General features: G+C 39.5%; 22 protein-coding genes and 2 pseudogenes. 21 read left to right on the forward strand and 3 right to left on the reverse strand.

From position 1 onward, the window contains the following. Positions 1-228: 228 nt before the first annotated feature. The 14 genes and pseudogenes from mnmG to glmU (H5119_RS20450) form a co-directional block, all read left to right on the forward strand. Complete coding sequence (gene mnmG / locus H5119_RS08470) at positions 229-2,118, forward strand: tRNA uridine-5-carboxymethylaminomethyl(34) synthesis enzyme MnmG (protein ID WP_077536540.1); 1,890 nt, start codon at positions 229-231, stop codon at positions 2,116-2,118. Between the two features lie 15 nt (positions 2,119-2,133). Beyond that, positions 2,134-2,754: a 16S rRNA (guanine(527)-N(7))-methyltransferase RsmG gene (gene rsmG, locus H5119_RS08475; protein ID WP_077536541.1), complete on the forward strand. Its 621-nt coding sequence runs from the start codon at positions 2,134-2,136 to the stop codon at positions 2,752-2,754. 14 nt (positions 2,755-2,768) lie between these two features. Next, complete coding sequence (locus H5119_RS08480; RefSeq protein WP_077536542.1) at positions 2,769-3,554, forward strand: ParA family protein; 786 nt, start codon at positions 2,769-2,771, stop codon at positions 3,552-3,554. Positions 3,555-3,573: 19 nt separating this feature from the next. Then, positions 3,574-4,500: a ParB/RepB/Spo0J family partition protein gene (locus H5119_RS08485; RefSeq protein ID WP_182701908.1), complete on the forward strand. Its 927-nt coding sequence runs from the start codon at positions 3,574-3,576 to the stop codon at positions 4,498-4,500. A 142-nt stretch (positions 4,501-4,642) separates the two neighbouring features. After that, complete coding sequence (locus H5119_RS08490) at positions 4,643-5,023, forward strand: ATP synthase subunit I (RefSeq protein ID WP_182701909.1); 381 nt, start codon at positions 4,643-4,645, stop codon at positions 5,021-5,023. A 15-nt stretch (positions 5,024-5,038) separates the two neighbouring features. Continuing rightward, complete coding sequence (gene atpB / locus H5119_RS08495; protein ID WP_077536545.1) at positions 5,039-5,896, forward strand: F0F1 ATP synthase subunit A; 858 nt, start codon at positions 5,039-5,041, stop codon at positions 5,894-5,896. A 61-nt stretch (positions 5,897-5,957) separates the two neighbouring features. Beyond that, positions 5,958-6,200 (forward strand): F0F1 ATP synthase subunit C, encoded by a 243-nt coding sequence (atpE, locus tag H5119_RS08500; RefSeq protein WP_008112128.1) that lies wholly within the window; start codon positions 5,958-5,960, stop codon positions 6,198-6,200. Between the two features lie 41 nt (positions 6,201-6,241). Beyond that, complete coding sequence (gene atpF, locus H5119_RS08505) at positions 6,242-6,712, forward strand: F0F1 ATP synthase subunit B (RefSeq protein WP_182701910.1); 471 nt, start codon at positions 6,242-6,244, stop codon at positions 6,710-6,712. 16 nt (positions 6,713-6,728) lie between these two features. Further along, positions 6,729-7,262 (forward strand): F0F1 ATP synthase subunit delta, encoded by a 534-nt coding sequence (atpH, locus tag H5119_RS08510; protein ID WP_077536547.1) that lies wholly within the window; start codon positions 6,729-6,731, stop codon positions 7,260-7,262. Between the two features lie 14 nt (positions 7,263-7,276). After that, on the forward strand, positions 7,277-8,818 hold the full coding sequence (gene atpA / locus H5119_RS08515; protein WP_138584863.1) for a F0F1 ATP synthase subunit alpha: 1,542 nt from the start codon (positions 7,277-7,279) through the stop codon (positions 8,816-8,818). A 60-nt stretch (positions 8,819-8,878) separates the two neighbouring features. After that, positions 8,879-9,739, forward strand: coding sequence for a F0F1 ATP synthase subunit gamma (gene atpG, locus H5119_RS08520; protein WP_077536549.1), 861 nt, complete (start codon positions 8,879-8,881; stop codon positions 9,737-9,739). A 33-nt stretch (positions 9,740-9,772) separates the two neighbouring features. Beyond that, the gene (gene atpD / locus H5119_RS08525; protein ID WP_024611288.1) at positions 9,773-11,158 is read left to right on the forward strand and encodes a F0F1 ATP synthase subunit beta; all 1,386 of its coding nucleotides are present in this window, start codon (positions 9,773-9,775) and stop codon (positions 11,156-11,158) included. A 13-nt stretch (positions 11,159-11,171) separates the two neighbouring features. Beyond that, positions 11,172-11,594: a F0F1 ATP synthase subunit epsilon gene (locus tag H5119_RS08530; protein WP_077536550.1), complete on the forward strand. Its 423-nt coding sequence runs from the start codon at positions 11,172-11,174 to the stop codon at positions 11,592-11,594. 421 nt (positions 11,595-12,015) lie between these two features. Continuing rightward, positions 12,016-12,230, forward strand: a pseudogene (gene glmU / locus H5119_RS20450) (bifunctional UDP-N-acetylglucosamine diphosphorylase/glucosamine-1-phosphate N-acetyltransferase GlmU); the annotation flags it as partial. Between the two features lie 54 nt (positions 12,231-12,284). Here the strand turns inward: glmU (H5119_RS20450) and H5119_RS08535 are convergent. Next, positions 12,285-12,473, reverse strand: a complete 189-nt coding sequence (locus tag H5119_RS08535; protein ID WP_182701911.1) for a hypothetical protein — start codon at positions 12,471-12,473, stop codon at positions 12,285-12,287. 176 nt (positions 12,474-12,649) lie between these two features. On the opposite strand from H5119_RS08535, the gene H5119_RS08540 reads away from it, so the two are divergent. Beyond that, positions 12,650-13,894 (forward strand): HlyD family efflux transporter periplasmic adaptor subunit, encoded by a 1,245-nt coding sequence (locus tag H5119_RS08540; protein WP_182701912.1) that lies wholly within the window; start codon positions 12,650-12,652, stop codon positions 13,892-13,894. A 33-nt stretch (positions 13,895-13,927) separates the two neighbouring features. Continuing rightward, positions 13,928-16,033, forward strand: coding sequence for a peptidase domain-containing ABC transporter (locus H5119_RS08545; protein WP_182701913.1), 2,106 nt, complete (start codon positions 13,928-13,930; stop codon positions 16,031-16,033). 73 nt (positions 16,034-16,106) lie between these two features. Here H5119_RS08545 and H5119_RS08550 read toward each other — a convergent pair whose 3' ends face one another. Then, a complete protein-coding gene (locus H5119_RS08550; RefSeq protein WP_182701919.1) occupies positions 16,107-16,292 on the reverse strand; it encodes a hypothetical protein in 186 nt (61 codons plus the stop codon). A 232-nt stretch (positions 16,293-16,524) separates the two neighbouring features. Between H5119_RS08550 and H5119_RS08555 the strand changes: the two genes are divergently transcribed. From H5119_RS08555 to glmU (H5119_RS08565), 3 genes are all read left to right on the forward strand, one after another. Then, positions 16,525-17,733, forward strand: coding sequence for a lanthionine synthetase C family protein (locus H5119_RS08555; protein WP_182701914.1), 1,209 nt, complete (start codon positions 16,525-16,527; stop codon positions 17,731-17,733). 8 nt (positions 17,734-17,741) lie between these two features. Then, complete coding sequence (locus H5119_RS08560; RefSeq protein ID WP_310737441.1) at positions 17,742-20,894, forward strand: lantibiotic dehydratase; 3,153 nt, start codon at positions 17,742-17,744, stop codon at positions 20,892-20,894. 313 nt (positions 20,895-21,207) lie between these two features. Further along, complete coding sequence (gene glmU / locus H5119_RS08565) at positions 21,208-22,566, forward strand: bifunctional UDP-N-acetylglucosamine diphosphorylase/glucosamine-1-phosphate N-acetyltransferase GlmU (protein ID WP_182701916.1); 1,359 nt, start codon at positions 21,208-21,210, stop codon at positions 22,564-22,566. 27 nt (positions 22,567-22,593) lie between these two features. On the opposite strand, the gene H5119_RS08570 is transcribed toward glmU (H5119_RS08565), so the two are convergent. Further along, positions 22,594-23,436: a LytTR family DNA-binding domain-containing protein gene (locus H5119_RS08570; RefSeq protein WP_182701917.1), complete on the reverse strand. Its 843-nt coding sequence runs from the start codon at positions 23,434-23,436 to the stop codon at positions 22,594-22,596. Between the two features lie 144 nt (positions 23,437-23,580). Between H5119_RS08570 and H5119_RS08575 the strand changes: the two genes are divergently transcribed. Together H5119_RS08575 and H5119_RS08580 are read left to right on the forward strand one after the other, a co-directional pair. Then, positions 23,581-24,810 (forward strand): acyltransferase family protein, encoded by a 1,230-nt coding sequence (locus H5119_RS08575; RefSeq protein WP_182701918.1) that lies wholly within the window; start codon positions 23,581-23,583, stop codon positions 24,808-24,810. A gap of 83 nt (positions 24,811-24,893) precedes the next feature. Further along, positions 24,894-26,605: pseudogene (locus tag H5119_RS08580) on the forward strand (choice-of-anchor I family protein). Positions 26,606-26,963 lie beyond the last annotated feature (358 nt).

Here is a 26,963-nt window from a genome sequence, read left to right on the forward strand (position 1 = left end):
AGATCCGATCTAATTTCATGTTTTAAATGAAGATCTAAACCTTATCAACAGAAAAGCCGATCAGTAATAGTAATAGTAATTAAAGATCTCTTTAAAAGATCCTTTATATTATTAGAGATCACATACTTAGATCTTGGCCACTGTTTAATCATTTATCTTCTGCTAATTTCTAGGTAGAATACGCTCCCTTTTGAAGTTTACCGGTTTGATTTAAGTAGGATCCCATTAATGATTTTTCACGAAAATTTTGACGTTATCGTAGTAGGTGGTGGACATGCTGGCACTGAAGCCGCATTAGCAGCTGCCCGAATGGGGATGAATACCCTGCTACTGACTCACAATATGGATACCCTTGGTCAAATGTCTTGTAATCCAGCAATTGGTGGGATAGGCAAAGGTCATTTGGTAAAAGAAATTGACGCGCTTGGTGGTGCAATGGCACAAGCTATTGACAAAGGCGGGATCCAATTTCGTACACTGAATTCTTCAAAAGGACCTGCTGTTCGTGCAACTCGAGCACAAGCAGATCGCGCTTTGTACAAAGCGGCAATTCAAACAACATTACAAAACCAAGATAACCTTAAAATTTTTCAACAATCGTGTGATGATCTTATTGTTGAAAACGATCGTGTCACTGGCGTAGTAACTCAAATGGGTTTACGTTTTAGTGCACCGAGTGTGGTGCTAACCGTAGGTACTTTTTTAGGTGGCCAAATACACATAGGTTTAGAAAATTACAAAGGTGGCCGTGCTGGCGATCCTCCATCAATTGCATTGGCTGAACGTTTACGCGAGCATCCTTTTAGAGTGGATCGTTTAAAAACAGGTACACCGCCGCGTATTGATGCCCGTACTGTTGATTTTACAAAAATGGAAGCACAGCCTGGTGATACACCAACACCTGTATTTTCATTTATGGGTAAACAATCAGATCACCCACAACAAATACCGTGTTACATCACTTACACAAACGAAAAAACACATGATGTAATTCGTAAAAATTTACATCGTTCACCAATGTACTCAGGTGTTATTGAAGGGATTGGCCCACGCTACTGCCCATCAATTGAAGATAAAATTGTTCGTTTTGCAGATAAAGACAAACATCAAATTTTTGTTGAGCCAGAAGGCTTAACCTCTTATGAGCTATACCCTAACGGTATTTCAACAAGTTTACCGTTTGACGTGCAATTAGAAATAGTGCAATCAATTACAGGTTTTGAAAACGCACATATTTGTCGTCCTGGTTACGCTATTGAATACGATTACTTTGATCCTCGTGATTTAAAACAGTCTTTAGAAACTAAATTTATTGAAGGCTTATTTTTTGCGGGTCAAATTAACGGTACTACCGGTTATGAAGAAGCCGGTGCACAAGGTTTAATTGCAGGTATGAATGCGGCGCTAAAAGTGCAAGGTAAAGATTCTTGGACTCCACGCCGTGATGAAGCTTACGTAGGTGTTTTAATCGACGATTTGGCAACACTTGGTACGAAAGAACCGTACCGTATGTTTACAAGCCGTGCCGAATACCGTTTATTACTTCGTGAAGATAACGCTGATATTCGTTTAACTGAAAAAGGCCGTGAGCTAGGACTTGTTAATGACGAACGCTGGCAGGCTTTTAATGAAAAAATAGAAGTGATCGAAAAAGAGAAACAGCGTATTAAAGATACATGGATCCACAAAGATCATAATGTTATTGATCAAGTTAATGCATTACTAAAAACACCGCTTACTCGTGAAGCTAGTTTAGAAGAATTACTTCGCCGTCCTGAGATCCGCTATAACGATCTTATGGCTATTGATGGATTAGGATCTGAATTTACAAACAAAGCCGCACTTGAACAAGTTGAGATCCACACTAAGTACGCCGGTTACATTGCGCGTCAACAAGATGAGATCAATAAACAACTTCGTCATGAGCAAACAATTTTACCAAAAGAGTTTGATTATAAAACCGTATCTGGTTTATCAAATGAGGTAGTTGCAAAGCTTGTTGAGTCGCGTCCTGACACTATTGGTCAAGCATCGCGTATTTCTGGTATCACCCCAGCGGCGATTTCGCTATTATTAGTGTATCTGAAGAAGCAAGGCTTATTACGCAAATCTGCGTAACAGTAAGGGTACATAGTGTTACAGCAACAATTAACTACATTGTTAGCGCAAACTGATATTGCGCTAACAGAAAAACAACAGCAACAGCTAGTTCGTTACGTCGAGTTACTGAATAAGTGGAACAAAGCTTATAATTTAACCTCAGTACGCTTACCAGAAGAAATGATGATTAAGCATATTATGGATAGCTTAGTTGTTGCGCCTCATTTACCCGGTCATCATTATATTGATGTTGGAACAGGACCTGGTTTACCGGGTATCGTATTAGCGATTGCATTGCCGGATACACATTTTGTGTTATTAGATAGCTTGGGCAAACGTGTACGATTTTTAATGCATGTTAAACATGAACTTGGACTCGATAACGTCACCCCTGTGCAGTCAAGAGTTGAAGAATATCAACCAAGTGTTAAATTAGATGGCGTACTCAGTCGTGCATTTGCTTCATTACAAGATATGGTTGACTGGTGTTCGCACTTAATTGATCATTCGGGTAAATTTATAGCCCTCAAGGGGGTATTCCCTAGCGAAGAGCTAGAGTCATTACCCGCTGGCGTTAAGTTTGAGCAAAAAATTGCATTAGAAGTACCTAAGTTAGATGCACAACGACATTTAATTATTCTTTCTAAAGACTAGGGATCAGAGACACCGTGGCAAAAGTCATCGCATTAGCAAATCAAAAAGGTGGAGTGGGTAAAACTACAACCGCTGTTAATCTCGCTGCGTCTATGGCTGCAACGAAACGTAAAGTGCTGTTAATTGATCTCGATCCGCAAGGTAATGCGACTATGGGTAGTGGCGTGGATAAGTATGGCGATGTGCCAACTATTTACGATTTGCTAATTGAAGATAAACCTATAGAAGACGTAATCATTAAAGAAACGTCGGGCGAATATCATATGATTGCTGCAAATGGTGACGTAACCGCTGCAGAAGTTAAGCTTATGGAGTTATTTGCTCGTGAAGTGCGTTTGCGTAACGCGCTTGAAAAAATTCAGGATCAGTACGAATTTATTTTTATCGACTGTCCCCCTTCTCTAAATATGCTAACGGTTAACGCCATGGCAGCAGCCGATTCTATTTTAGTACCTATGCAGTGTGAGTATTATGCGCTCGAAGGACTAACAGCATTAATGGATACGATTACGCAACTTGCTAAGTTAGTGAATCCTAGCTTAAAAATTGAAGGCATACTTCGTACTATGTACGACCCACGTAATCGTTTAGCAAATGATGTATCAGAACAATTAAAACAACATTTTGGCGATAAAGTATATCGCACGGTGATCCCACGTAATGTTCGCTTAGCGGAAGCCCCAAGTTTTGGTACTCCTGCTATGTATTATGACCGGGCATCAAGTGGCGCTAAAGCCTATTTAGCACTTGCTGGTGAAATGCTGCGCAGAAAAGAAAAAACAGCGTCCGTTGTCGCCTAACATTGAGGTAAAAAATAACATGTCTGCTAAAAAACGAGGTTTAGGCCGAGGACTCGACGCACTTTTAAGTTCGTCAAAGCCTGCACCAATCGAAAGCAAGGAACAAGACACATCAAATGTGACCGAAGCTGTGCAAAATGCAGCTGGACCTAATAACAGTGAATTACAAAAACTCCCTATTGAGTTTTTACACTCAGGTAAATATCAACCTCGTAAAGACATGTCTGAAGAAGCGTTAGAAGAGCTTGCTAGTTCTATTCGCTCACAAGGGATAATTCAACCAATAGTTGTACGCCCTGTTGCCCACAATAGTTTTGAAATCATAGCGGGTGAGCGTCGTTGGCGCGCAGCGCAAATAGCAAAGCTTGAAACGGTACCTTGTATTATTAAAGATGTACCTGATGAAGCAGCCGTTGCTATTGCACTGATAGAAAATATTCAGCGTGAAGACTTAAATGCAATGGAAGAAGCCGTTGCGTTAAATCGCTTACTTAATGAATTTGAATTAACACATCAGCAAGTAGCTGATGCCGTTGGTAAATCACGCACCACAGTCACTAATTTATTACGCTTAAATAATTTAAACGGTGATGTGAAAATTTTGTTAGAGCATGGTGATATCGAAATGGGTCATGCGCGTTGCTTATTAGCCCTTGAGGGTGAAGCACAATCCGATGCTGCTCGTTTAGCCGTAGCTAAAGCGCTCACTGTTCGTGAAACAGAAAAGCTAGTACGCTCAATTTTAGAGCCGATACCAGCTAAAGAAGTCATTGAAAAAGATCCAGATGTTAAGCAGTTAGAGCAACAACTCGCTGAAAACCTTGGTGCCAAAGTAGAAATTAACTACAACAAAAAAGGCAAAGGTAAACTGGTTATTTCATATACAAATTTAGATGAGTTAGACGGCATTTTAAACCGTATCAATCACGACAATATCCACCATTAATTTATTACATGTCTGAAAAGAGACATTTGTAGCTATTTTGTGTTACAAACCGTCTACTCAAGTTGCAAAACTGGCAGGATTAAGTATAATTTCGCCAGTTTTAACACCCTAACAATTAGAACGCCATAAAGGTTAACTAACAGTGACTAATAAGTTAGCAAGTCCATATCGACTTGCCGCATTAAAGTTAATTTGTCTTCAGGGAGTTGTAGCATTAATTGCTGCTGTAATTATTTTTTTTAGTTCGGGAGTCAATGCCGCACTTTCATCACTCGCTGGTGGCGCTGTAGCAGTACTTCCACATTTTGTATTTGCGCTCTATGCATTCAGATATATGGGAGCAAGTAGAGCAGATCAAGCGTATGCTTCGTTAAAACGCGGCAACGGATTAAAATTTATGCTAACAATCGTATTGTTTGCGCTAGTACTAAAGCATTTTCCGGTAATTTTATTACCTTTTTTTAGTAGTTATGTACTGGCGTTATTTACTGGATTGTTTGCACCCGTTTTTTTTAAACATTAACTTTTGGGATATAACATGGCAGCAGAAGAAGTTACTCTATCTGGCCATATCCAGCACCATTTGACCAATGCTAAGATGTGCTCGACCGATACAGGTCTCGCCTTCAATAAAGCATGTACGGACAGTGGATTCTGGACATGGCATATAGATACCCTCGCGTGGTCAATCGGTTTAGGTCTTATATTTTTATGGATCTTCCGTAGTGCCGCTAAAAAATCAACACTAGGTGTACCTGGAAAATTTCAATGTTTTATTGAAATGGTCGTAGAGTTTGTTGGCGACAACGTACGCGATACCTTCCATGGTAAAAGCAAGCTTATTGCACCATTAGCGTTAACAATATTCGTTTGGATATTTTTAATGAACTTGATGGATTTAATCCCAGTTGATTTCTTACCTGCACTTGCTGGCTTTGTTGGTGAGACTGCATTTGGTATGGATTCACACGATGTGTACATGAAAGTTGTACCTACTACAGATATCAATCTGACGGCAGCGCTAGCGCTAGGTGTATTTATTTTAATGATTGGTTACTCTATTAAAATAAAAGGCATTGGCGGTTTTATTAAAGAGTTAACACTTCACCCGTTTAGCTCAAATAACATGGCACTACAAATCCTTTTAATCCCATTTAACTTATTACTTGAACTGATTGCGCTGGTTTCTAAACCGTTTTCATTAGCGCTACGTTTGTTTGGTAACTTATATGCAGGTGAATTGATTTTCATATTGATCGGCGCTATTGGATTTATGCAATTACCATTGCATTTTGTTTGGGCTGTATTCCATATTTTAGTTATTGTATTGCAAGCATTCGTATTTATGATGCTAACAATCGTATACCTAAGCATGGCAAGTTCAGATAACCACTAATTACTAGATTTACAATTTTACTTTTACTTTTAACTTTACAATTGAAACTTTGGAGAAATAAATGGAAGCTTTAGAATTATTAAACGGCTTAAAATACATCGCAGTAGCTTTACTAATCGGTTTTGGTGCAATCGGCACTGCAATCGGCTTTGGTAACATGGGCGGTAAATTCCTTGAAGCATGTGCGCGTCAACCTGAGCTTGCACCTTCGCTACAAGTTAAGATGTTTATTCTTGCTGGTCTAATCGATGCTGTAGCAATGATTGGTGTTGGTATCGCTATGGTATTGTTGTTCGTACTTTAATTTTATTTTTTGAACAGCTTACTATTTAAGGAGGAGCGGTTGTGAATTTAAACGCCACTCTTATCGGTGAATTGATTGCGTTTACGGTGTTCGTATTATTTTGTATGAAATACGTATGGCCACCACTAAACGGTGCAATTGAAGCTCGCCAGAAAAAAATCGAAGATGGTTTAGCTGCCTCTGATAGAGCCGAAAAAGACTTAGAACTTGCGCAAAAGAAAGCTGCACAGCAGCTTCAAGATGCAAAAGCTCAAGCGGCTGATATCATTGATCAAGCTAAAAAGCGTGCAGTGCTAATTGTTGACGAAGAAACAGTTCGTGGACAGCAAGAGCGTGAAAATATCATTGCTCAAGGGCACTCTGAAGTTGAGTCTGAGCGTAATCGTGTAACAGAAGAGCTACGTAAGCAAGTAGCAACTCTTGCAGTGATTGGCGCAGAACGTATTTTAGAGCGTGAAATTAATCAAGCCGCACATAGTGACATCGTTGAAAAACTTGTCGCTGAGCTGTAATTAGGAGGGTATGAGCATGTCTGAATTGACTACTATCGCTCGCCCATACGCTAAAGCGGCTTTTGAACTTGCCGTTGAAAAAGGCACTATAGAAAGTTGGAATGACATGTTGTTCTTTGCTGGCCACGTTGCCGGTGATGAACAAGCATCAGCCATTCTATCTGGATTGCCTACTGCTCATGCACAAGCTGAATTATTTATCAGCATTTGTGCAGAGCAGCTCAACGAACAAGGTCAAAACCTAGTTAAGGTGATGGCTGAAAATGGACGTTTGATAGCACTACCTGCAGTTGCACAGTTATTTGCTGAATTTAAAGCAGAATACGACAAAGAAATCGAAGTAGACGTGATTTCGGCAACACCTCTTGCTGCAACGCAGCAGGAGTCATTGGTAGCGGCACTTGAAAAACGTTTCGCACGCAAAGTTAAGCTGAATTGTAGTGAAGACGCTACAGTTGTTGGCGGCCTTATTATTAAGGCGGGTGACACTGTAATCGACGGCTCTTTACGCGGTAAATTAAATCGCTTAGCCACAACACTACAATCGTAATTGGGAAAAAGAGCATGCAACTTAATTCCACTGAAATTTCAGAACTAATCAAACAACGTATTGAGAAGTTCGAAGTTGTAAGTGAAGCTCGTAACGAAGGTACTATTGTATCTGTTACTGACGGTATCATCCGCATCCACGGTCTAGCTGACTGTATGCAAGGTGAAATGATTGAGCTTCCAGGCAGCCGTTATGCTATCGCACTAAACCTTGAGCGCGACTCAATTGGTGCAGTAGTAATGGGTCCTTACGCTGACCTTACTGAAGGCGTAAAAGTATACACAACTGGTCGTATCTTAGAAGTTCCTGTTGGTCCTGGTCTACTTGGTCGTGTTGTAAACACACTAGGTGCACCAATCGATGGTAAAGGCGCTTTAGATAACGACGGGTTTGAACCTGTAGAAAAAATTGCACCAGGTGTAATCGAGCGTAAATCTGTAGATGAGCCAGTTCAAACTGGTTATAAATCTATTGATGCGATGATTCCAGTTGGTCGTGGTCAACGTGAACTTATCATTGGGGATCGCCAAACAGGTAAAACTGCACTAGCAATCGATGCAATCATCAATCAAAAAGACACAGGCGTTAAGTGTGTGTACGTAGCGATTGGTCAAAAAGCATCTACTATTGCTAACGTAGTACGTAAATTAGAAGAGCATGGTGCACTAGCAAATACTATCGTAGTTGTTGCATCTGCTTCTGAATCTGCGGCACTTCAGTACTTAGCACCGTTCGCGGGCTGTACTATGGGTGAATACTTCCGTGACCGTGGTGAAAACGCGTTAATCGTATATGATGATTTGTCTAAGCAAGCAGTTGCTTATCGTCAAATTTCATTACTACTTAAGCGTCCACCAGGCCGTGAAGCATACCCAGGTGACGTATTCTACCTTCACTCTCGTCTTTTAGAGCGTGCATCGCGTGTAAACGCTGAGTACGTTGAAAAGTTCACCAATGGTGAAGTGAAAGGTAAAACAGGTTCATTGACGGCATTGCCAATCATTGAAACTCAAGGCGGCGACGTTTCTGCGTTCGTACCGACTAACGTTATCTCTATCACCGATGGTCAGATTTTCTTAGAAACTGACTTATTCAACTCAGGTATCCGTCCGGCAGTAAATGCTGGTATCTCGGTATCGCGTGTTGGTGGTGCTGCGCAAACTAAAATCGTTAAGAAACTAGGTGGCGGTATTCGTCTAGCCCTAGCTCAGTACCGTGAATTAGCTGCGTTCTCGCAGTTCGCGTCTGACCTTGATGATGCAACTCGTGCTCAACTTGAGCATGGTGAGCGTGTAACAGAGCTAATGAAGCAGAAGCAGTACGCGCCAATGTCTGTTGCTGAAATGTCTTTGTCGCTATTTGCTGCTGAAAAAGGCTTCCTTCAAGATATCGAAATCGCGAAAATCGGTGACTTTGAAGAGGCTTTACTTTCTTATGCAACTAGCACATACGCAGAGCTTGTGGCTCAAATCAATGAAACAGGTAACTTAAATGCCGAGATCGAAGCGCAGCTTAAAGAACTTCTAGAGAAGTTCAAGTCTACGCAAACTTGGTAATTTAGTTATTAATGGTGCGCTTTAGGAAACTAAAGCACACCTTGATTCGGAGAGAGAGTCATGGCCAGCGGAAAAGAGATTAAAAGCAAGATCGGGAGTATTAAAAATACTCAAAAGATCACTAGCGCAATGGAAATGGTTGCTGCGTCTAAAATGAAAAGGGCGCAAGAACGCGTTGCTTCAAGCCGTCCATACGCTGACAAATTACGTGAAGTAATTGGTCGTGTTGCTCAAGCAAATCTTGATTTTACTCACCCGTTCTTAAAAGAACGTGAAGTAAAACGAGTTGGTTATATTGTTATCTCTACAGACCGTGGTCTGTGTGGCGGCTTAAACTCAAACGAGTTTAAGAAAGTTGCACTTGATGTTAAAGCGTGGAAAGAAAAAGGTGTTAATGCTGAATTTGCTACTTTAGGTAGTAAAGCAGCTGGCTTCTTTCAACGTTTTGGTGGTCAACTACTCGCTAAAAAAGCGGGCCTAGGAGATAAACCTTCAGTACAAGACGTTATAGGTCCTGTAAAAATAATGCTTGATGCATTTTCTGAAGGCAAAATAGACCGTTTATTCTTGGTATATAACAAATTCGTTAATACCATGAAGCAAGAGCCAATTATAGATCAGTTACTCCCTTTGCCAAAAGCTGAAGAAGATGTATCTGCCCACACATGGGATTACTTATATGAGCCAAACCCAGAGGCTATTTTAGAGTCTTTGTTAGTACGCTTTATTGAGTCTCAAGCATACCAAGGTGTGGTAGAAAATGCTGCCTCTGAACAGGCTGCTCGTATGGTTGCAATGAAAGCTGCAACTGATAACGCAGGTGACCTTATGGATGAGCTACAGCTTGTTTATAACAAGGCTCGCCAAGCAGCAATCACACAAGAAATTAGTGAGATTTGTTCTGGCTCAGCAGCAGTTTAATGCTTCGGGTAAAGATTAACGAGAGGAATAGACATGAGTTTAGGTAAGGTCGTCCAAATTATCGGCGCCGTTGTGGATATTGAATTTCCACAAGATAGCGTGCCAGCGGTATATCACGCACTAAGAGTAACAGATGGCGACTTAGCGGGCTTGACTTTAGAAGTCCAGCAGCAGCTAGGTGGCGGTGTAGTGCGTACTATCGCTATGGGTACTACAGACGGTTTACGTCGTAGTGCTTTAGTTATGAATACAGGTGAATCGATTCAAGTTCCAGTTGGTAAAGCAACGCTTGGTCGTATCATGAACGTACTTGGTGAGCCAATTGATGAAGCGGGTCCAATCGGCGAAGAAGACCGTATGTCTATTCACCGTGCAGCGCCTTCATACGAAGAGCAATCAAGTTCAGTTGAACTTTTAGAAACTGGTATCAAGGTTATCGACCTTGTATGTCCATTTGCTAAAGGTGGTAAAGTTGGTTTATTCGGTGGTGCCGGTGTTGGTAAAACTGTAAACATGATGGAACTTATCCGTAACATCGCAATCGAGCACAGCGGCTACTCAGTATTCGCAGGTGTTGGTGAGCGTACACGTGAGGGTAACGATTTCTACCATGAGATGAACGATTCAAACGTACTTGATAAAGTATCGCTTGTATATGGTCAGATGAACGAGCCTCCAGGTAACCGTTTACGCGTAGCGTTAACAGGTCTTACTATGGCTGAAAAGTTCCGTGACGAAGGTCGCGATGTACTTTTCTTCGTAGATAACATCTACCGTTACACACTTGCTGGTACAGAAGTATCTGCACTACTTGGTCGTATGCCATCAGCGGTAGGTTACCAGCCGACACTTGCTGAAGAAATGGGTGTGCTTCAAGAGCGTATCGCTTCAACTAAGACGGGTTCAATTACATCAATCCAAGCGGTATACGTACCTGCGGATGATTTAACAGATCCATCTCCAGCAACGACCTTTGCTCACTTAGATGCAACTGTAGTACTTTCACGTGATATCGCATCACTTGGTATTTACCCAGCGGTAGATCCACTTGATTCATCTTCACGTCAACTTGACCCACAAGTAATTGGTCAAGAGCACTACGATACAGCACGTGGCGTTCAAACAGTTCTTCAGCGTTACAAAGAACTTAAGGACATCATTGCAATCCTAGGTATGGACGAGCTTTCTGACGAAGATAAGCAACTTGTATCTCGTGCGCGTAAAATCCAACGTTTCCTATCTCAGCCATTCTTCGTGGCAGAGGTGTTTACAGGCGCGTCGGGTAAATACGTATCACTAAAAGATACAATTGCTGGCTTTAAAGGTATTCTAAACGGCGAGTTTGATGACCTTCCAGAGCAAGCGTTCTACATGGTTGGCTCTATCGAAGAAGCTCAAGAAAAAGCCAAAGGCATGTAAATAGGAGGGTAGTATGACAGCTATGACTGTACATCTTGACGTAGTAAGCGCTGAGCAGAGTTTATTTTCTGGTCTTGTTGAATCGATTCAAGTATCTGGTAGTGAAGGCGAGCTAGGTGTAAACCTAGGCCACGCTCCATTACTAACTGCCCTTAAACCTGGTATGGTACGTTTAGTTAAGCAATTTGGTCACGAAGACGTGATGTATGTTGCTGGCGGTACGTTAGAGGTTCAACCTAATCGCATTACGATTCTTGCAGATACTGCAGTTCGTGGTGAAGATTTAGATGAAGACTCTGCGCAAAAAGCTAAACGTGAAGCTGAAGAGCAAATGACAAAAACGTCTGCAACAGAGTTGGATTATCAACATGCAGCCGTACAACTTGCAGAAGCAATTGCGCAGTTACGCGTAATTCAGCAGTTACGTCACAAGTAAGCCTATCCGGTTTGTTAAAAGCCCACTTTATGTGGGCTTTTTTGTGCCTGTTGCTGTCTTGTCCTGAAGTGCGTTTATACATTTATGACTGATTTATTGAAGAGGATTGAGTGATTTGTTTAAAGATGTTTTTTTGACTGGGGTAACACTTAGATACAAGTAAATAATAAGGACTCTGTGTTAACGGAACTTCATAGCTTAGTTCTTAAGGAATACAGAGCGTGTGATTTCCATTTTTCTTCCAGCGTGTTATTAATTCAAGAGATTAGCTTGCTAATTTCTTGAGTAAAGTTTTTTTCTTTAAGTTCTATACCAGCGCAATGATCTAATATAACGATTGGGTTGATGTTTTAATTTTTCTGATCAAACTGTAGTTGTCATTTTGAGATACTTGCTCAAAGAAACCTAAGTCAAAAGCTAATTATCTTACTTAGGCGATGCTGAAGTTGGTGAAAAGATACTATTACTTATTACTATGATGGCGTTAATAAATAAAAAACCGTCATCGGCAATAACGCTTTTATCATTATTAACTCTGCTTTGGCTGCGCCAGTCGGTGTAGATTTTGTGATTACTTCAACAGTAGAAAATGAGCAATTAGCCGTTATGCGCAGTAAGCAAGCGTCCAGTAAATAATTTTTATATCATTGCTATGAAGTAGCTTTAAAGCTACTTCATATTTCTTAATTGTTAGTCATTTGGGTTTATCTGAATGATGCATACGGGATCACAGACCGCTGAATCGCTTGCCTGACCGTCATACAAAAGAGTAAAAGGTCGCCCAGCACCTCCACCTACGCGAGGGGTCATTTTTGCAGGTAAGTTAGCGCCATTTAAGTTTAGTTTTTTGAATGTTTTTTTATTTAATTTTAATTTCATTTTATCTTTCCTTATTTGTTTAAATTATAAACTAATTTATCGTTCCTTTTTTGTCAACATCTGATTTGCAGACATATAGCTTTACATGAAATAGAGATTTTGCATTTATAAGCAGCAAGGAAAGTGATACATTAATTTTCAAAGTTAATTTATCGTTAACATTTAAGAAGTAACCTATGGAAAACCTATTTCGTAAAGAAGTGCTAGAAAATAAACGTCATCGTTTAGAAGGAGCCATTTCTTTAGTACAACCACCTGTTTTTAAAAAGCTAACTCTTTTAATTATAATAATTGTTATTATTAGTCTGTGTTTTCTTGCAATTGGAAAATATACACGTAAAGAACGGGTAAGTGGTGTGATTGAGCCAAACACAGGGTTATTACGCCTTCAAGCTTCACAAACCGGGATTATTTTTGAAGTGTTAGTCAAAGAAGGTGAGTTTGTGGAAGCTGGACAAACTATTTTACGCATCGCCTCAGCAAAGCATTCAAAACAAGGTTTAGAACTTAATCAAGCATTAATGAATCAGTATAGTTTTCAGTTGCAGAACTTAGAATCACAGTTTGTACAGCAAAGAGGCCAAGATGAGCTTGATGGATTAGAACTAGAAGAACAAAAACGTAATGCGATTGCTCGGTTGGCTGAGCTAGATAGCCAAGCGCAAACATTTAATATTCGTTTGCAATTAAATCAACGAATGATCGACCAAATTAGCACCTTGAAAGGGTCTGGTTATATTTCAGAGCTAGAATTACAAAGACAGAAAGATACCTTTCTGTCGTTAAAGCAACAAGCATCAAATATTAAATCTGAGCGCCTAACATTAACTAATCAAATTAAACAGCTCCAATCCCAATTAGAAAAATTACCACTAGAGCAAAAGCAAAGATGGTCGCAATTAGAGTCGCAAAAAGCAGATCTGCAGATACAACTTTCTTCAATAGAGCAGCAGCGTATGGGAGAGTTACTATCTCCTAAATCAGGGGTTGTTAGTGGCTTATTAGTTAAAGCGGGTAAAAATGTTACTCAAGGGCAAAGCCTATTGACTGTATTGCCAGAAAACAGTGAAATGCAGGCCATAATTTATGTTCCTACTTCTGCTTTTGGCTTTATAGAGGGAGGGCAAGTTATACGCTTGAGGTACCATGCATTTCCATACGAAAGGTTTGGGGTATTCAGTGGCAAGATAAAAGAGGTCAGTAGCAGTGTTATATTACCTGAAGAAACTATCACGCCAGGAATAATTACTGAACCAGCTTATCGTGTGGTGGTTGCATTAAACGAGCAATCCATTCAAGCCTACGGAAAAGCAATGGAATTGCGAGCTGGAATGATGCTCGATGCAGATATTGTCATTGAAGAGCGTTCATTATTACGCTGGTTATTTGACCCTGTATTTAGTATTAAAGGTCAGCTATAAGCTGTAATAATAACAATAGGAAGTCAGCTTATTATGCATAACGATGACGATTTACCCGCTAATAAATTACAATTTTGGTCGCGTTCTTCTTTACCGATCATTCTACAATCAGAAGCTGCAGAATGTGGCTTAGCGAGTTTGGCAATGGTTGCCTCTTTTCATGGTCATCAAAGTGATCTTGTTTCACTAAGACAGCGTTTTAGTATCTCTTTAGAAGGAGCTACATTGCTTGATATTATGCAGTTTGCTGAAAAGTTAGCGCTTTCTTCGCGGCCATTACGTATAGAACTTGAAGATTTAGACGCTCTGCAAACACCCTGTATTTTGCATTGGGATATGAATCATTTTGTTGTCCTTAAAAAAGCCAACGATAAACGTATTGTGATTCACGATCCTGCTTCGGGTGAAAAAACTTTAACCTTTGAGGAGGCATCTAAACATTTTACAGGTATAGCATTAGAGCTTACTCCAACTAAAAGCTTTGAAAAACAAGAAACGAAACCGACATTGAGGTTTTCCGATTTTTGGAGTCGGATCTCAGGTTTAAAGCAATCATTAATATTAATTTTCACTTTATCAATGTTATTACAAGTATTTACCTTAGCTGCGCCTTACTATATTCAATTGGTCATCGATGATGTGATACTGACCTCTGATACTTCCTTGCTTACTGTGCTAGCAGTCGGGTTTTTACTAGTGATGGTATTTGAAATTGCCACTAACGCTTTACGAGGTTTTACCTTGTTGCACTTTGGTAACCAGATGAATATACAGTTGGGAGCCAATTTATTTCATCATTTAGTACGCCTGCCCCTTTCTTATTTCGAAAAACGCCATATGGGTGATGTTGTCTCGCGGTTTGGATCATTACAAGAAGTAAAGCGATTGCTTACTACAGGCGTTATTGAAGCGATAATAGATGGTTTAATGGCAATTATTACATTAGCGATGATCTTCTTTTATAGCCCTACACTTTCGGTTGTGGTACTTGTGGCGGTATTAGTTTATACGGGTGTTCGTATTGCGATGTATAAACCATTTCGCACCATCAGCGAACAAGAAATAATGGCACGAGCAGAAGAAAACTCTAACTTTATGGAAACGGTTCGAGGTATTCAAACTATTAAACTATTTGGTTCTGAAGTTAAGCGTGAAGGTCAGTGGCAAAATCGTTATGCAAATGCGATTAACCAAAACATCCGTTTAGGAAATTATAAAATTGGCTACGATGCAATAAACCGAGCTATTTTTGGAGTCGAAAATATAATTGTAGTGTATTTAGCTGCACATTTAGTGATCGAAGGTGGTTTTAGCACGGGAATGTTGTTTGCTTTTATGTCATATAAGCGTCAGTTTATGGAAAAAACAGCTAATTTAATTGAAAAGCTCATTGAGTTCAAAATGCTCGGTTTACATTTTGAACGAATAGCAGATATTGCTATGACTGAAAAAGAAGACTTACAACCTGATTTGGTCAAACAGCACAAAATTGAAGGTAATATTGAGGTTAAAAATTTATGTTTTGCATATTCAGATGCAGCTCCTAATGTTTTAAATAATTTAAATTTAACTATTAAAGCGGGTGAATCAGTTGCTATAACTGGACCATCTGGTTGCGGTAAGTCAACACTACTAAAGGTGATGCTTGGGTTGAACGCAGTAAAAAATGGCGAAGTATTAATTGATGGTGTAGCGCTTGATAAAATTGGTGCACGACAATACCGTCAGCAAATTGCAGCGGTGATGCAAGATGATGAATTATTATCAGGTTCCGTGGCTGACAATATTGCTTTTTTTGATACGCAATTAGATATGGATCGAGTATTGTATTGCGCAGAATTGGCTGCTATTCACAATGATATCAGTTTAATGCCAATGGGCTACGATAGTTTGATTGGTGATATGGGCTCTAGCCTTTCAGGCGGGCAAAAGCAGCGTATTATTCTCGCTCGCGCTTTGTATAAGCAACCGAAAATCTTATTTATGGACGAGGCCACCAGTCATCTCGACACCAGCCTAGAGCACGATATTAACGAAGCGGTCTCGCGTCTAGGTATGACTCGAGTGATCATCGCCCATCGTAAAGAAACCATTGCCTCAGCAGAGCGGGAGATAAAATTGGAGAAGATGAAAAAGTGACTGAAAGTTAAAATAGGTGCGAAGTAATAAGCCTATTAAAGGCTTATTACAGATATCAAAAGACTGTATATTACTATGGTTTTTTGGTGGTATTGATGTCGGTGGTGGGATTACAATGACCATGAAAACCATCCGCAGTAACAGCTTCCCACTCAGTTAAAGAGTTTCCACCCGCAACCTGAGGCGTCATTTCAATAGGAACTGCTTTTTTGTCGTGAGAAAGCGATTTTATTTTTTTTTTGCTTAACTTTAGTTTCATTTTATATTTCCTTGTAGTTAGATTGTACCCATAAATGGTGTTGTTAATTTAGCGTAATCAAATTGTAGCGTCAATGGGTGTGATGTAAAAAATAATTGCAAGGCGAGAGGGGAGTGTGTACCTTTATTTGCTAAATATAAATATTAAGTAAGCCGGTTAAAAAATAGATAACGTGAATAGGCTATAAGCTTAATCAACACTAGCATTCGCTAATTTATACATAAAGGACATTATGAATAACGCACTTAGCAATACGCACACTATTGCGATAAAAAACATCATCAAATGCATTACCGAAAAAGTCAGCACACAGTTGCAAATTGATACCTCTCACGGCTTATTAAGTGGTTTGGCGGGGCATTTGTTGTTTTTGTATAATGCCTATAAATTAGACTCCCGTAGTATAGATGAAGCCTTGTTTGCCAATTATCTAGATGTACTTCAAGAACAACTTGGCACACAGAGTTTTGAACTCAGTAATGGATTGGCAGGCCAAGCATGGCTGTTAGAGTATTTAAACCAAGGGGATATGGACGACTACGACCCAGAGTTTATGAGCGAGGTCGATACTTTATTTATTCACGCATTGAGCCATGAAGGCACATGGCAAGGCGAAGTTGAAATGGTATTGGGTCTTGGTGGTTATACCCCTTACGCGGCAAAGCGTGCAAAATACTCTGATCAAACTCAGTTATTCAACCAGATTGTGTCAGGTTTTGCCAGTACGGCCACACGGTTAGACAATGGCCAGATCACTTGGTCACAACCTGCTGAGTCGGTATATCGTTTTTATAAAGACGATAAATCCGCCCCAGAGCACAACTTAGGGTTAGCTCATGGTGTACCGGGTATCATTGCAGCTTTATTGCCCGCGTTAACCATCCCGAGTTTAAAAGAGCAGGTAAGAGATTTACTGCTGGGCAGTTGTGATTGGTTATTGGCACAACAAGCAACGGAGCATACCAGCCATGCCTGTTTTGCATCGCACGCAGGTGGGAAACACAACTCGCGCTTGGGCTGGTGTTATGGCGATTTAACTATCGCCTTAACCCTTGCTCGTGCAGGTAACGCCCTTGATAAACCAAGCTATGTAGAAAAAGCCCTAGAAATTGCCTTACATGCCAGCAAGCGAGATGCAAAGTCTGCTTTTATTAACGACGCAGGGCTGTGTCACGGTTACTTTGGCTTAATGACTATTTATCAATTGTTACATAAAGCGATGCCAAACTCAGATCTTAAACAGGCTATGTTTATTTGGTTAGAGTATGGCCTTAAAGAGTTTGCCGACAAGGGGATGCAGAGTTTGTACACCTTTAATGGCATTGAAAAAGCCCACAAAGAGGATTTTAGTTTTTTAATGGGCTACTCGGGCATCGGTATGATGCTTATCTCAGTGCTAACCGACGATATTGACTGGGCTGATTGCTTACTTATGGCCTAACACAAGGAATGATGATGCCACAACAGATCACTACCGCGCCTTTTTTTGTATTGCGCACCCCGCGTTTACCGTTGGAGTTATTAAGCGAGCTAAATTCGGCCCACAGCGATTACAACGATGTTTTAGAGCGATGGCTTACTACTTATGGAGTAGAGGAAGCACTGTATTTGGCCAGCCCATCGCTCTTTGAGCGCATCAATCAATGGCGGGAAAAACCACACTCAAAGCAGGGTAAAAAAATGGCCCATGCATTGATTAAATACATGGTAAGAATGTGCGCTCGACCAACTCCTTTTGGGCTTTTTTCGGGGATACATAAAGGTGAGCTTGCTACCAGCACAAAGTTATTGGCTGGAAGTCATACTTTAGACGAACGTAAAACACGCTTAGATATGTTTTATTTACAAGCCCTTAAAACTCATTTTGTTGATCATGCGGCAAAATCCGATACTTTAAAGTACAAACCCAATCCATCACATTATTTTATCGCTGATCAATGTCGCTACATAGAAACTTACCTCTCAGATAAGTCCATGCAATATCGTTTGAGTGCGATCGAAAGTGATAAATACTTTCAATTCGTTCTAAATACAGCAACTCTCGGAATGTGTTTTAACGATTTATGTGAGTCATTTCACGCGCAGTATGAAGAGGCTGAAAAAGAAGATGTAGAAGCGTATATTCAAGACTTAATCGATGAAGGCATATTGCTTGCTGATATTCCCCTGCCTTTAACAGGAAACTCTCCTGATCACGCCTTATTAAAATCGATCCAAACGATTAAAGAGTATGAAACGGCTGATCATCTCGCGACTGCCTTGGCACAAATAGAACAATTAGATAAAGACAAAACAGGAAGTATTGCGCCTTATAAGAAACTACTGACACATTTAGAAAAATTGCCAGTTAAAGCAGAAGAAAATAAACTTTTCCAAGCTGATATTTATCGTAATTTTAGTACTTGTCAGCTGAGTGAATTGGAAGTTAATCGTGTGCAGAAGCAGCTAGAGCTACTTTCTGGATTGAGTTTGAGTGAAAAAAACAATCCATTGTCGCATTTTATCACTCAATTTAACGCGCGCTTTGAAGGCCAATTTGTACCACTTGATGTTATTTTAGATGATGAATCAGGCATTGGTATCTCAAGTGAGACTGGCTACGAAGCACCGTTGGTAGCGGGACTGAACCTTGCTCGCGGGAGTCGTAATCAAAATATTACGCCAGAAGTGAGTTTAATCGATTCAATAATAGAGGAAGCGATTAGTTTGCCACAAAATCGTAAAAAAGTATCGATTACGCTTAAGAGCAAAGAACTTAAGAGTCAAGTGACCAATAAAGAAGCGGTAGCAGGTTATCCATATTCTTTTGCGGTGATGCTCAGCTTATATGAGGATGATAAACAGCAACCTGTGTTTAAGTTTAATGGTTGTTTTGGCCCTTCATCTGCCAATTTATTAGGTCGGTTTTGTCACTTAGATGATGGCTTGAAAAATGCCGTGGTCGATGAGTTAAAGCAAGAGCAGGCACATTCACCTGAAGTTATTTTTGCAGAAGTTGTCCATATGCCAGAAGGGCGACCTGGTAATGTAATTGCACGCCCACACTTGCGTGAGTACGAAATTGTTTTTATGGCTGACAGCAGCCTTGATGACGAGTATCAAATTTCTTTAAGCGACTTACATGTTTGGGTTGAAGGACAGCAAGTTAAACTCTGGAGTAAACGATTAAATAAACAGGTAGTACCTCGTTTATCGTGTGCGCACAACTACTCATCACGCAGTTTAAGTGCTTATAAATTTTTATGTATGTTACAACATCAAGATGGGCGAGCTCCTAGTTTTAGCATGCCATCGAGTACCGATCGAGCTAGTTTTGTACCGCGTATTATGTTAGATAATTTAATTCTCAGTGAGAAAATATGGCGAGTTGAGCGAAAAAAACTCGAAGAAATTGCCGATAATGGACAGTTTAATCTTGAAAAATTGAATGTACTATTAGCTGAATATCAACTAGATCCTCAAGTTAATTATGCGATTTCAGACAATGTATTACAGCTGGATTTACGTCACCCAGATATGTTAGATATTTTATTAGCTGAAACTAAAGGGCAGATAAAAGTAGAGTTGAAAGAGGTATTAACATCGCAATTTTCTTCTAGAGTAAAAGATATTCTAGGGCAGCAGTATAATAATGAAGTGATTGTGCCCCTTAAGAACGAACAAGCCAAAGTTCTAAGCCATTTTTCAGATAACCCAATTGGCAATATTACAGCTGTTCCAATAAAACGCCGGTTTAGTGCTGGCTCACAATGGCTGAGCTTAAAGATATATTCAGGTAATTCATTAGTTGAGCAGCTCTTATCTGAAAAGCTGCAGCCATTAATTGAAGCCAACCATAAACTGTATGATAAATGGTTTTTTATTCGATATGGAGACCCTGACTGGCATATCCGCCTGCGTTTTCATGGTGAGCCCAGTTTATTGTGTGGGCATCTGTTACCTAAACTTAATGAATTACTTGATCCGATGATCGAAAGTGGTGAGCTGCATAAAGTTGAATTAATGACTTACGAACGTGAAGTCGAGCGCTATGGTGGCCCTGAATCAATGGCTATGGTTGAGTCACTATTTATGTATGACAGTGAGTTAATAGCAAAAACATGTTCATTAATTGATGAACATGGCGAAGATATACGTTGGCGTATTGCGCTAAACTTTACGCATCGGTTACTTAATTTATTTAATTACAGTGATGACGCTCGTTTAGCTTTGATAAGTCAACTAAGAGATGGGTTTGGCGGAGAATTTAATGAGAGTAGCATTTTACGCAAGCAACTTGGTAATCGTTTTAGGGAATACCAAAATAAACTTGAAGATGATTTTAAAAAGTTGCAAGAAATTGAAGAACAACGTGACGAAACTCAACAAGCTTTATTTACTTTGCTTGAGCAATGGCAACATAAAGTAAAACCCGTTGTAAAAGATCTAAACGTGCTAATAAATGAAAAGCAGCTCAATTGTAGTCGTGATTCCTTATTAAGTTCTCTTTTGCATATGCACAATAACCGCATGTTTAAGGCCTATGGCAGAGAGCAGGAGTTTGTTGTTCACGATTTATTAAGGCGTAAGTATTTCTCAAGTGCAAAAATAAGAATTAAGTAAAACCATTGCAACTTGGCTTTTATGCAGATTAATGCCTTACTCATGTAAAATAATTACCTTATTTGAAGTCGTTTATGAATTTACTATTACAAATAAGGTAATAAAATACGGCCATAATTTTTTACTTATATCCTTCATCAATCCCCGTTACAATATGGCAATAATAAAGCTATTTGTAGTTTCAGCTTAGATTCAGTGTGCGGTGTTAGTTTACACGCTGAGTATGTGCACATGATGTGACTTACGTAATCTTTTTTGAATTTACACGCGCTTACTCATTTCGATAAAACAACGAAAAAAGGATATTGTTTTAATGTCACTTACTACTGTTATTCTTGCTGCGGGTAAAGGTACTCGTATGCGCTCTGCTCTACCTAAAGTTCTGCACAACGTTGCAGGTAAACCAATGGTGCAGCACGTTATTGATAATGCGATGGCATTAGGTGCAACAACTACAAACTTAGTTTACGGACACGGCGGCGAACTATTACAACAACAACTTGCCGATAACAATGTAAATTGGGTACTCCAAGCAGAGCAACTTGGTACTGGCCACGCAGTAGCTCAAGCTAACCCACACATTAATGACGACGACACAGTACTTGTTTTATACGGCGATGTACCATTAACAAAACAATCAACACTAGAGCGTTTATTAGCTGCGACCCCTAAAAATGGTTTAGCGGTATTAACAGTCAACTTAGTTAATCCTAATGGCTACGGTCGAATGCTGCGTGCCGGTGGTAAGTTGGTCGGTATTGTTGAGCAAAAAGATGCAAGCCCAGAGCAGTTACTTATTACCGAAGTAAATACAGGCATTATGGCTGTTAACGGTAAGCTATTAAAAACATGGTTAGGTAACTTATCTAACAATAATGCACAAGGCGAGTACTACTTAACAGATATCGTTGCAATGGCTCACAGTGAAGGCGTAGAAATTACTTCAGCTCAGCCAGACCATGCAATGGAAGTTGAGGGCGCAAACAACCGCGTACAACTTGCTGGTCTTGAGCGTGCTTACCAAGCATGGCAAGCGCAAGAGCTAATGTTAAATGGTGCTACACTTGCTGATCCTGCGCGTATTGATGTGCGTGGAACAGTTACCACCGGTGAAGATGTACTTATCGACGTAAACGTTGTTTTTGAAGGCACAGTCACGCTTGGTAATAACGTACAAATAGGTCCTAATTGTGTCCTTAAAAATTGTAGTATTGGCGATAACGTTGTTATTAAAGCGAATACCCTTATTGAAGATGCTACAGTTGCAGATAAATGCACGCTGGGTCCTTATGCTCGCCTTCGCCCAGGCGCTGTAATGGAAGAAGACTCACACATTGGTAACTTTGTTGAGATGAAAAAAACACGTTTAGGCAAAGGCTCAAAAGCCAACCACTTAAGTTACTTAGGTGATGCTGAAATTGGCGAAAAGGTGAATATTGGCGCTGGTACTATTACCTGCAACTACGATGGTGTTAATAAATCAAAAACTATTATTGGCGATAATGCTTTTATTGGCTCTAATTCATCACTCGTTGCCCCAGTAAATATAGGCGCAACTGCAACAATTGGTGCAGGCTCTGTGATCACCAGTACCGTTGAAGATGATCAATTAGCAATAGCACGCTCTAAACAGCGTAACTTAACGGGTTGGAAACGCCCAGTTAAAAAATAACAATAGAGGCTACTTAGGTAGCCTTTTTTATTTTAGTTGAAGTTTAAATTGCTCTTTATAGCGTCTAGACAAGTTAAGTACTTTACCTGTTGTTAGTTTTATTTCACTGTCGCCACTGGGTAGTGGTGTAATGGACTCCACTTTATCGAGTTTTACACCATGGCTGCGGTGAATTCTACAAAACCCCTGTACTTCAAGTTGTTTGCTCAATGCTGTAAGCGTTGCTCTTAACGGATATATACGTGAGCCTATATGTAGATTTACATAATTACCCGACGATTCAAGCCAATCAACATCCTCTATTTTTATAATGAATTCCTTCCCGAGCTTTTTAACCAATAAACGATTTATGGTCGGTGTTGTTTGCTGCTCACTTTCTTCAATTGAAGAGGCTTCACCTAGTAACTGCTGCACCACATATTGATATACTTTAATAAGTACGATAAAAAACACAAAGCTTATAGCGTCTTTCTGGTATTCATAAATAAGCTCAAACCAGCTAAGTCCAAAGTTATAAGACCCATCATTCAACAAATATATGAATTTACGAACCCCTACCATAATACCAACGTGTAACACGCTAAATATAACAGAGGCACCAAAGTACATACCTAATGAGGCCGTAATATTTTGCCAATTAAAAGGTAAGTATCTTAAAAACCAAATTAAAATAGGGAATATAAGCAAAGTACTCAAGGCACTTGAATACTCCCAAACAAATGGCTCCCACATTAAAAAAGTTAAAGCCCCTTCTCTTTGGGCTTCCATTATTTGGGTTGTAGCGTTTACTGTATTATTAATTAATACGTAAGCACACAGTAATACTGATGCGTAAATGCTTTGAAAACGTTGAAAGTGCTGTAGGTTCATAAATGTATGCTTATTTCTGATGTGGCACGCTTATCCCTGTATACCACCTTTTATCACTATTGCTTGTAATATAAGCACTTATAGATAGTTTTAGCGAGAGCTTTAGGTATGAATAACGCATAACATACATAAAGTAGTAAAAGCATGAGCACTCAAGTACAACAACCTTCATTAATTAATTCGCGTAAATATTATCTTGATTGGCTTAGGGTAATTGCATTTGCGTCGCTAATTTTTTATCACATTGGCATGTTGTATAGCGAAAACTGGGGATTTCATTTTAAAAGTAATTACACATCACAGTATGTTGAATATTTAATGTTGATGTTTTCACCTTGGCGCATGTTGCTCATTTGGTTTATATCGGGCGTAGCACTGCGTTTTATGATTGATAAAGTAAGCAGCTTTAAGTCTTGGTTACATTTCACCTTATACCGCTCTGTTTTTTTACTCTTACCCTTGCTGGTGGGATTATGGCTAATAGTGCCTTTACAGCTGTTTGCAGAAATGTCACAGCAAGGTGTTATTAATATTAGCTATTGGCAATTTTATTTAGCTTTTATAGAGACTAACAATACGCTGTTTATTAATTATCAGCCTGGAGTGTGGCCGAATGTGGATGTAAATCACTTATGGTATTTGCGCTCGTTGTGGCAGTTTATGTTGATCATTATTGTTTTAACTCTTTTTGCACGCTTGCCTTTTATTACGCCTTTAAAAGCCTTTGTTAAAGGGGGGGTGTCATTTGGGCTTTTAATTATCTTGCTCACTATTACCATACTATTTACAAGCCATTACTTAACTGGCGATTCACTCAGAGAAACTAATGGCTTTATGCTACTACTCGCTGGATACATACTTGCTAAAAACACTTATTTTTGGAACTGCTTGAATAAAAATTTGGTATTACTGGCTTTGAGTTTTTCGGTTTTGTTAGTACTTATAATATTAAGCTATCAAAAGGCGTTTACTCTCCCTCATTTTATTTTAAGCGGTAGCTACAATATTCAACGTATAGTAGGTGTGTTTTTTGTACTAGCGCTCGCTCACCGATTTTTAAATTTTAATACCTACTATTTAAAGCAGCTCAATGTATGGGTGTTTCCCTTTTATTTATTGCATCAAAGCATTTTGATTATTTTGTGTTTTTTACTACAGCCTTTAAGTTTAGGGCCTGTTGCTGAACCATTCATCATTATTACAGGGACTTGGTCTTTTTGCGGTGTTATTACATGGGGTATTACACGTATTGATGTACTTAGACCTTTGCTAGGGATTGCAATTAAACGAGAGTATTCCCCGAGTGCAAAAATGCTTGGTTATACCGTTACTTTAATTTTGATAACTCCGTTAGCGTATAAGCTAATTATTTAGGCTAAGAGGGGGTATTAAAACTGCCATAATCTTGTCATGCCTGTGTGTTGATATTTAGCAAATACAATACTAAGGAAAATTACATGTTTAAAAAATCAATTATTGCGCTGTCACTTATATTTGTTCTTACTGGTTGCTCACTTGATGGTGACGATGGTCAAAACGGTTCTCAAGGATTACAGGGAGAACAAGGCGCAGGTGGAACTAATGGGTTAAATGGTATAAATGCCAATTCAGCATTAAATATTAACCTTGTGGGTAGAGGTGTATTAAATGCACAAAGCCCAGAAGGTGCACTGAAATAGTTGCATATCAAGCATCTAAAAAATGGATTTACGCTATTAACAGTTCAGGTGATGATGCTGTTGTTAATATTTTACCCGCCGACACCTTTGATACTGCCGCACTTGTTAAAGATAACGAAGGGGTTATAAACGCCACTAACTTAACCTCGGTCATTACGCTACTTTTAAACGACAACACCCAAGGCGATGCAAACAGCATTGCTATTGATGAAAACAATAATTTACTAGCGGTTGCAATGGCTGCTGAAAGCACGGGTGATGCAGGTCAAATTGCTTTTTACGATATAAGCGGCGAATCACCTGTCTTTATTAAAAATGTTACAGTCGGATTTTTACCAGATATGGTGACGTTCACCCACGATGGCGCAAAGGCAGTGGTTGCTAACGAAGGTGAACCAAGTGGCGATTACAGCGTAGATCCTGAAGGTTCTATTAGTATTATCGATATAACAAATAATGTAATCGCCGATACAGCAATAAATATTGATTTTAAAGCCTATAACAACAAACAAACCGAACTAGAAGCGCAAGGGGTGGTTTTTGCAAACCCAAATGGTCGTACTATTAACGGTAATCTAATAAATACCACAGTAGCTATGGATTTAGAGCCCGAGTACGTTAGCATTTCTAAAGATAACAAATATGCTTATGTATCTATTCAAGAAAACAATGTACTTGCAATAGTTAACCTACAAGACAACAGTCTTGAGCTAAAGGGCTTAGGCTTTAAAGATTGGTCAAGCTTACAACTTGGTGCCTCAGATAAAGACGGCGGCGTTAGTTTTAAATCATACCTAGGGCTCTATGGTATATACCAGCCCGATACTATCTCAAGCTTTAGTTGAAAAGGCGCTAACTTTATAGTTACTGCCAACGAAGGTGACGCAAGAGAATACTTTTTTGATACAACGGATGAAGCAGACTGTATAGCAGAGGGCGGACTTGATTACGATAAAGACGATGATGATATTGGTCGCTTAAAAGTAACAACAATAAAAGGCGATACCAATAACGACGGACAATACGAATCGCTTTATGGTTATGGTGCACGTTCGTTTACCATTTGGGACAGCAATGGGCTGGTGGTTTTTGATTCAGGTGACGATATAGCACGTATAACAGCATCTGTGGATGGTGAATCATTTAACAACAATGAAGATGAAAACAAAGGTGACTCACGCTCAGATGATAAAGGCGCAGAGCCAGAAGCGCTTACTATTGGTAAAATTGACGATCGTACATTTGCTTTCATAGGGCTTGAGCGTATGGGTGGCATTATGGTTTACGACATTACTGATCCATACAATGTGCAATTTGAAGACTACTTCTATAATAGAGGCTTAATTAAAGAAGTTAATATTACAGGCGATTTAGCGCCTGAAGGAATGGTATTCGTTTCAGCAGAGCAAAGTGCAACAGGAAATCCACTCCTAATTGTTGGAAATGAAATATCAGGCTCTATTGCCGTATGGGAAATAGCATCTAAATAAATCTTTAATTTTAAATAAAGCTGTGTGTTGTTTGTTTAACATACAGCTTAGTTTAAACCTTACTAATACATCATCAATTGATACATAAATTATGAGTGCTTTTTAAACTAAAAGTATTCTGTAGCCCTTTATTTGTATAGCTTTCATACTAAATTCATTTAATTGTCAAAAAGCTGAAATAAAACATTGACCCCCGCTCGAATCTCCCTATAATGCGACCCCACTGAGACGGGAAAGGTCAACGCCTAGCGAAGCACGAACCACTCAGAGAGTTAAATAAAACTTCGGTTTAAATCTTCTAAAAAGAAAGTTTAAAACAAAGTGTTGACTCGAAAAATAAAGGGTGTATTATTCGCAC

This window comes from Pseudoalteromonas sp. SG45-5, assembly GCF_014164085.1.
In the GTDB taxonomy this organism is placed as follows: domain Bacteria; phylum Pseudomonadota; class Gammaproteobacteria; order Enterobacterales; family Alteromonadaceae; genus Pseudoalteromonas; species Pseudoalteromonas aliena.

What these genes read in the sequence shown, in the direction of transcription:
- H5119_RS08555 (WP_182701914.1), top strand. Translation starts at nt 16,525, where the DNA reads ATGAATAACGCACTTAGCAATACGCACACTATTGCGATAAAAAACATC.
- atpD (WP_024611288.1), top strand. Translation starts at nt 9,773, where the DNA reads ATGAGTTTAGGTAAGGTCGTCCAAATTATCGGCGCCGTTGTGGATATT.
- H5119_RS08560 (WP_310737441.1), top strand. Translation starts at nt 17,742, where the DNA reads ATGATGATGCCACAACAGATCACTACCGCGCCTTTTTTTGTATTGCGC.
- H5119_RS08485 (WP_182701908.1), top strand. Translation starts at nt 3,574, where the DNA reads ATGTCTGCTAAAAAACGAGGTTTAGGCCGAGGACTCGACGCACTTTTA.
- H5119_RS08570 (WP_182701917.1), bottom strand. Translation starts at nt 23,436, where the DNA reads ATGAACCTACAGCACTTTCAACGTTTTCAAAGCATTTACGCATCAGTA.
- H5119_RS08575 (WP_182701918.1), top strand. Translation starts at nt 23,581, where the DNA reads ATGAGCACTCAAGTACAACAACCTTCATTAATTAATTCGCGTAAATAT.
- H5119_RS08545 (WP_182701913.1), top strand. Translation starts at nt 13,928, where the DNA reads ATGCATAACGATGACGATTTACCCGCTAATAAATTACAATTTTGGTCG.
- H5119_RS08535 (WP_182701911.1), bottom strand. Translation starts at nt 12,473, where the DNA reads ATGAAATTAAAATTAAATAAAAAAACATTCAAAAAACTAAACTTAAAT.
- H5119_RS08530 (WP_077536550.1), top strand. Translation starts at nt 11,172, where the DNA reads ATGACAGCTATGACTGTACATCTTGACGTAGTAAGCGCTGAGCAGAGT.
- atpB (WP_077536545.1), top strand. Translation starts at nt 5,039, where the DNA reads ATGGCAGCAGAAGAAGTTACTCTATCTGGCCATATCCAGCACCATTTG.
- mnmG (WP_077536540.1), top strand. Translation starts at nt 229, where the DNA reads ATGATTTTTCACGAAAATTTTGACGTTATCGTAGTAGGTGGTGGACAT.
- atpA (WP_138584863.1), top strand. Translation starts at nt 7,277, where the DNA reads ATGCAACTTAATTCCACTGAAATTTCAGAACTAATCAAACAACGTATT.
- atpE (WP_008112128.1), top strand. Translation starts at nt 5,958, where the DNA reads ATGGAAGCTTTAGAATTATTAAACGGCTTAAAATACATCGCAGTAGCT.
- atpG (WP_077536549.1), top strand. Translation starts at nt 8,879, where the DNA reads ATGGCCAGCGGAAAAGAGATTAAAAGCAAGATCGGGAGTATTAAAAAT.
- H5119_RS08550 (WP_182701919.1), bottom strand. Translation starts at nt 16,292, where the DNA reads ATGAAACTAAAGTTAAGCAAAAAAAAAATAAAATCGCTTTCTCACGAC.
- atpH (WP_077536547.1), top strand. Translation starts at nt 6,729, where the DNA reads ATGTCTGAATTGACTACTATCGCTCGCCCATACGCTAAAGCGGCTTTT.
- glmU (WP_182701916.1), top strand. Translation starts at nt 21,208, where the DNA reads ATGTCACTTACTACTGTTATTCTTGCTGCGGGTAAAGGTACTCGTATG.
- H5119_RS08540 (WP_182701912.1), top strand. Translation starts at nt 12,650, where the DNA reads ATGGAAAACCTATTTCGTAAAGAAGTGCTAGAAAATAAACGTCATCGT.